Here is a 6,390-nt window from a genome sequence, read left to right as displayed (position 1 = left end):
ATGCACCTTACTTGCTCTCCATTTTTGGACACCATACCTAATTTACCACTATTTGAGCCTTAACTGAACCGTATTGTATCATATTTTTGTTCCTTATACCACAGCCCGCAACGGAGGAAAAGAAACATTTACTTTGCGATCGGGAGAACCTTGTCAGGTAGCCATTCCCTCCAAAACCCAAGATAGCCAAGAGATTACCATCAAAGGGCGCGGTCAAGAAGGTAAAGATATTACTGTAGTTTTGCATACCTTATACGATAGACAACTCGGAATAAAAGAGGAAATTTACCAAGAAATTGACAAAAATACGCAATTTATCAAAGAAGCAAGCAAAGCTAAATGCAAATTTGTTTATGAGCAAATCGAGGATGGGGAGTATATTAACGATGTGAGTGCCTTGGATTTTCTTGATTATGTGATATCGTCCTCAAAGCTAGACAGCACAATTAAAGAGCGTTACCAAATCGCAAGTAACAATTCGCGCTTACTCGGAACTGAGCAAGCCATTGAAATGGCATTAAGTCAATCTAAACTAACTGAGGCAGAAAAGAAACTAATTAGAGGAACTTTTGCCTCCGTCCGTGCCAGCGAACCGGTTCCTGACTTTAAGGCTCTCACAGAGATTGACTCAATTGTTGCCGCGTCGGCACTGCCTTTAGAAATCAAACAATACTACCTTTCAGCCAGTACCAAGATAGCAGCCTTAACAGTGAACTTTATTGTTGTAAAACTGATCAAGGACAACCAAAAATTAACTCCCGCTCAACAGGAAAAGTACCTGTCAACTTATCAGCAGGTACGTGCTGGGAAAAGAGTAGAAGATGCCGCAGCTTTAAAATCCCTAGACTCATTCATCAGTAATGCTGAAATTCCCGAAAATGCTAAAGTTGTTTACTCAATGGCAAGCAAACACAATTTAGATAATCAAGTTGCTTCTGGTGAAAAAGCCGATGCTTTTGTCCCAACTGCTCAAGAATTCCAAAAACTGATGAACGATGCTAAAAAAAGAGGAGAAGCAATTGTTCCAGTAGCTCAGAAAATACTGAGTATGATCGGAGTAAAAACAGCAACAGGTGTCACTATTAGTAGTTTATCAGGAGGGGCTGCAACCAACGCGACTTTAGCTTTTCTAGGTGGTGGTTCTGTCGCGGCTGGTGGTTTAGGAATGCTGGGTGGTTTAGCCTTCGTAACAGGAGGCTCCGCGCTAATAGGAGCAGCAGGAATACTTTCTATTGCGTTAGTTTCAGAAATGGATAGCGCAGACCAAAAAAATCTGGGAATTGCAATTGGTACAGGAACAATCGCCGGTACTGCAACTGTTTTAGCTGCTTGGACTGCTGCGACTGCTTTGGAAGTAGCCGGTACATTGTCTGGTGCTGCTGCTCTTACTGCAACTATTTCGGCTCTTGGTGGACTCAGTTTAATCACGGGCGGTTCTGCTCTTGTTGCATGGGGTACTGCATATATGATTTGGTTATTGCTCAAATCTGAAAAGACTCACGATTCATCTGAAAAGACTCGCGATTCATCCGTGCTGCACCAGTTAGAAACTCGAACCTACACCTATACTGAAGATATAATTCCCGGTTATTGGGGAGAAATTTTTCAAAAGAATGTAATTCCCAAATCTGGCATTAAAGAGGGATTTTCTGCTCCTAATATCCCCTTAGATAAACTGTCAAACGCCCTGTCTTCATGGCTATCTATTGACTCTGAAAAAAAAGTAATTGCGTTGATAAACAATAGTGTTTTTAATGATGCCAAAGAGGGGGTTGTATTTACCAACGAAAAAATGGCTTGGAAAGTATTTCTAGTTTCAGAAGCTGATTCAATTAACTATGAAAACTTAGCAACATTTGTAAATAAGGGAAGCAAATTAACTTCACTGCTCTCTGACGCCAAGCAGAAACAGGAATTGTCTAAGTTGAAAAAAGTAGTAGATATTTTGTCAGACGAGAAATACTCTACCAATTTATCTAAGTTGCAAGAGTTAGTAGCTATAGTGGGGAGTGACAAAAACTTATCGGATCTGGTTTCTAATGAGAAGTATAAAAACAAGTTGCCACAATTAAAAAATGCTGTAGCTATTTTATCTGACGAGAAGTACAGTCAGAACTTGTCTAAGTTGAAAGATGTTGTAGATGTCTTATCTAATGAACCTGGTTTAGTACAATTTTTCTCATCGCAATTGGTGTCACAGCTATCTGACAAGAACTATACCAATGACTTGTCAAGGTTAAAAAAGGTAGTAGATACGTTTCAAAATGAATCGGACAAGGACAATTTCACTAAATTGCTTCGACAAATTGGTCAAAAATATAGCACTGTTTAGGCAGCAACTTTTGCCCGCGATTCTGGATATCAAGGCTTCACACCTCATTACTATCTAAACACGGAGTTTGAATATGACTGTTTCTGACGAGACGAATAAGGCTATTAACCGCAATGAAGCTTTAATAACAGAAATCCTAAAAATTGTTGATAATCTCCCAAACTTTGTTCCCCTTAAAGGCGGCATTCAAGAGAAACTGAACGATTTACGTTCTGCTATGCAAGGACTACGAGCGCCAAGGATCATGGTAATAGGTCGATCTAGATCTGGTAAATCATCCTTAATTAATGCAATATGCGGGTTGAAAGTTGCAGAAGTGAGTGATACAAAGCCAGAGACAGGCGAGGCTGAATGGAAAGATTATCATCACAACGGCGTTGATTTACTACATATTCTGGACACACGTGGTTTACATGAAGCAGAAGCTCCGAGAAAATCCGATTCAGCAAAAGATCCATTTGACAGTATCATGCAAGCTGTAAACAAAGAGTGTCCAGATGTTGTTCTTTTTATATGCAAGGCGACAGAAGTTCATAGCGGTAGTCAACAAGATATTGATATGTGTACATTGATTCTCACGGAGATTCAGAAGAAGTATAGACGGGATTTGCCCGTGATTGGAGTTTTAACCAAGTGTGATGAATTATCTCCGCCAAAGGTTAATTTGCCCACAAAAAACGAGAGAAAAAATCGCAATATTGATGCAGAAGTTCAAAACTTCTATGGTTATTTACAACAGCGAGAGAAGTTGCGATCTCATATAAAGAAAGTTGTTCCAACCGCTGCATACGCTGAGTATGAAGATGGCATAAATGGTTTGATACTTCCTGACGATGACGGCCGATGGAATATCACTGAATTAGTTGAAACAATGATCAAATATACGCCAAGAGAAACACGCGGCTCTTTGGCACGAATGGCACACCTTGCAGAGATTCAACTCACTGCTGCTAACACTGTTGTTGCAGCCTGTTCTGGCGTGAGTGGCGTTGTCTCCGCAAACCCGATACCTGGTGCAGCAATAACAGCGGTTGCAGCTATTCAAACTTTTATGGTGATGTATATTGGTTGGCTCAGTGGTCGGGAGTTTTCGGACCAAACAGTCAAAGATTTTGCGGTAACTTTGGGAGTAGCTGCGGGTGCAAATGCTGGAATGGTGGGCATCGCTGACATCGCTTTGAAGTTCATACCTGGTTGGGGTAGCGTGCTGTCTGCGGGAGCTAGTACAATTGCAACAAAGGGTTTGGGGGATGCAGCAATCGCTTATTTTCTCAACAACGGTAAAGCCGACTCTTGAATGCTAAAATAAGGGCGATCGCTTGTTATGATTGTATTAAAATAAAAACGACTGCAATGGGCAATTATGATGAGTATTCGTGATATTACGCTCGCCAAATTGCAGCCACTTCCCGAATCATTCTTGCCAGAAGTCAACGACTTCATCGACTTTGTGATGCACAAGCACCAAAATAGAATAGCTGAACCCAAACTCCCAGACGATATTGCCAAAGCTTGGGCAAAAAGGTTCGAGGAAGTCGATCGCTTACAAGTAATGACTAATGGCCCGATAGCGAATTTAAGCTACACTAAAAGCTATAGCAGTTCATCTAACTCAACAGCAGGCGGAGACTTTACGGTGGGTAAGTAGCGGGGACGGGAAGTTTGGACGAAATTTGCTCTGCTGGAATTCGGATAGTTGTGCTAATTTAGAATACAAAAAAGATGTTCGGCGTTTGCGGGTAACTGTGGAACGGGCGGGGTGACGATCTACTGCGGGGTTCTGCACGATTTAGGTAGAGCCTTTAGAAAAGCGTAAATTCAAGACGTAAACGCTGTAAGGGAAAACCTATTCTAAACATAGGAGTTTTCCGTTTTCAAACTCAAAGGCTTAAAATGAGCAAATAGGGGCACTGGGTCAAGCAAATCTCCTGTACCGCTAGAGAAGGTTATATGGGGCAGCAGAGTTTAGGACAACGGTTATCCAGTCTCAGGGTTGGGCAAAAGATCGGTTTAGGATACGCCCTTGCTCTCAGCATTGCCGTGTGTGGAACAATTGCTGGTTTTGGAGTTGGGCGTTACTATCAAAAACAGGCTGAAGAGCAAGAAGAACACGTACGCAACGAAGTGGAACTTCTGCATCGCCTACAATCTCGTGTTCTCCAAACCCGAACCCACCAACAACAACTCATCCCTCTAGCGCAATACCCAGAAAAATTTCAAGATGAATATGCTCACTTGCTGAAGCATAAAGCTGAAATCCAAGAAATTTGGGCTGAACTTAAGACATTTGTGGCAAAGCCTTCGACCCTAAAATATGACATAGATCAACCAAGAATTCCAGCCTTCTTGCAAACCTATGACGGCGTACCACAACGCTACTCACAGGAATTAGAACACCGAGTTGAACAAATTCGCAACCTGAATCTCGCATCACCCACTGATGTTGAGCAAGCCCAAGCGCTGATTTTGGAATTTACCAACAGCGATTTGGCGCTTGAATTCGATGGCATCTCCGATGATTTGGTGGGTTTAATTGACCAAGCTTACCAAGAACTTGAGGTAGCAACCAGGTCATATCAACAGGCTAGTGAAGTTGCTGAGAAAGTGGTAGTTGCAAGTATCGGATTGTCTGTTGCGATCGCCATTCTTTTGGCAATTTTGACCAGCCGAGCAATTGCCCAACCCATTCAAGCTTTGACTAGAGTTGCCCGACGAACTACTGAAGAATCTAATTTTGAGTTACAAGCGACTGTTGAGCAAGATGATGAAATTGGAACCCTTGCTAATGCTTTTAACCAATTAATTCGCGCTGTTCAACAACTGTTACAGCAACAGAAAACAGCCAACGAACAACTGGAAAACTACAGCCAAACGCTTGAATCTCAAGTGGAGGTAAGAACCCAAGAGATCAGCGACAAAAATACCCAGTTGCAACAACTCTTAGAGGAACTGCAACGCACTCAGGTTCAAATGGTGCATAGCGAAAAGATGTCTGCTTTGGGGCAAATGGTGGCAGGGGTGGCACACGAAATCAACAATCCAGTCAACTTCATTCACGGCAACTTGACTCATGTGCAGGAATACGCCCACAATTTATTAGGTTTGGTGCAACTCTACGAGAATTACTATCCCGACCCAGCACCGGAAATCCAAGCTGAGGCGGAAGATATTGATATGGAGTTTATCCAAGCCGATCTACCTAAAGTCCTCGACTCCATGAAACTCGGCACCGATCGCATTCGCCAGATTGTTTTGTCACTCCGCAACTTTTCACGAATGGATGAAGCTGACTTCAAAGCCGTTGATATTCATGAGGGCATTGATAGCACGTTGTTGATTTTGCAGCATCGCTTGAAAGATAAACCAGGGCGTCCAGCGATTCAAGTAATTCGTGAGTATGGTAATCTACCGCTAATAGAATGCTATCCCGGTCAAATCAATCAGGCGTTTATGAACATCCTGGCAAATGCCATTGATGCGCTGGAAGAAGCCAACGTCAAACGAACCTATCAGGAGATCCAGGAAAATCCCAACCTGATTACCATTCGGACTGCCATGATTGATTCAAAGTGGGTAAAAATTGCAATTTCTGATAACGGAATGGGAATGCCTGAGTCTGTTCAGAAACGCCTCTTCGATCCATTCTTCACCACAAAGTCTGTCGGTAAGGGAACGGGCATGGGGCTGCCGATTAGCTATCAGATTGTCACTGAGAAACATGGCGGTAAGTTAGATTGCTTCTCAATACCTGGTGAGGGAACCGAGTTTGTCATTCAAATCCTTGTCCAGCAGCAAATCCGCGATCCGGTCTAACAAAATGCGCCCCACCGCCCAAAGGTTTGCTGTTAGGCTTTTGAGGTTATCTGCTATTAGGTTTTAGTTGTAATATTCACTTTCTCTTTTCGCCTAACTCCCCAAACAACTAAAGCCCTTTTCCATTGTTGCGGGAAAAGAGCTTTAATTTATTATTAACCTTGGCACCTGAAGGGGTGACAACCCGCCCCAAACCTAGACATGGTAAAGATTCAGTCGAGTTATGGTAAAAAAAGATAGGCAGC

Annotated in this window: 5 protein-coding genes; all 5 read left to right on the top strand. The window is 42.6% G+C overall.

Annotated elements, in window-relative coordinates:
• The first annotated feature begins 73 nt into the window (after positions 1-73).
• The 5 genes from QUA71_RS28660 (at position 74) to QUA71_RS28645 (ending at position 6,145) form a co-directional block, all read left to right on the top strand.
• Complete coding sequence (locus QUA71_RS28660; RefSeq protein ID WP_333290337.1) at positions 74-2,332, top strand: hypothetical protein; 2,259 nt, start codon at positions 74-76, stop codon at positions 2,330-2,332.
• 73 nt (positions 2,333-2,405) lie between these two features.
• Complete coding sequence (locus tag QUA71_RS28655; protein ID WP_333290335.1) at positions 2,406-3,629, top strand: GTPase; 1,224 nt, start codon at positions 2,406-2,408, stop codon at positions 3,627-3,629.
• Positions 3,630-3,695: 66 nt separating this feature from the next.
• Complete coding sequence (locus QUA71_RS28650; protein WP_333290334.1) at positions 3,696-3,980, top strand: hypothetical protein; 285 nt, start codon at positions 3,696-3,698, stop codon at positions 3,978-3,980.
• Positions 3,928-4,095: a DUF6753 family protein gene (locus QUA71_RS29410; RefSeq protein ID WP_445243837.1), complete on the top strand. Its 168-nt coding sequence runs from the start codon at positions 3,928-3,930 to the stop codon at positions 4,093-4,095. Before QUA71_RS28650 ends, QUA71_RS29410 begins: the two co-directional genes overlap by 53 nt.
• A 187-nt stretch (positions 4,096-4,282) precedes the next feature.
• Positions 4,283-6,145, top strand: coding sequence for an ATP-binding protein (locus tag QUA71_RS28645; protein ID WP_333290331.1), 1,863 nt, complete (start codon positions 4,283-4,285; stop codon positions 6,143-6,145).
• Positions 6,146-6,390: the final 245 nt, after the last annotated feature.

Origin of the sequence: Microcoleus sp. MON1_C5, from assembly GCF_036701875.1 — a bacterium.
In the GTDB taxonomy this organism is placed as follows: Bacteria; Cyanobacteriota; Cyanobacteriia; order Cyanobacteriales; family Microcoleaceae; genus Microcoleus.
The sequence above is the reverse complement of the archived record's forward strand: the minus strand, read 5'-3'. Positions and strand labels throughout refer to the sequence as shown.

What these genes read in the sequence shown, in the direction of transcription:
- QUA71_RS28655 (WP_333290335.1), top strand. Translation starts at nt 2,406, where the DNA reads ATGACTGTTTCTGACGAGACGAATAAGGCTATTAACCGCAATGAAGCT.
- QUA71_RS28650 (WP_333290334.1), top strand. Translation starts at nt 3,696, where the DNA reads ATGATGAGTATTCGTGATATTACGCTCGCCAAATTGCAGCCACTTCCC.
- QUA71_RS28645 (WP_333290331.1), top strand. Translation starts at nt 4,283, where the DNA reads ATGGGGCAGCAGAGTTTAGGACAACGGTTATCCAGTCTCAGGGTTGGG.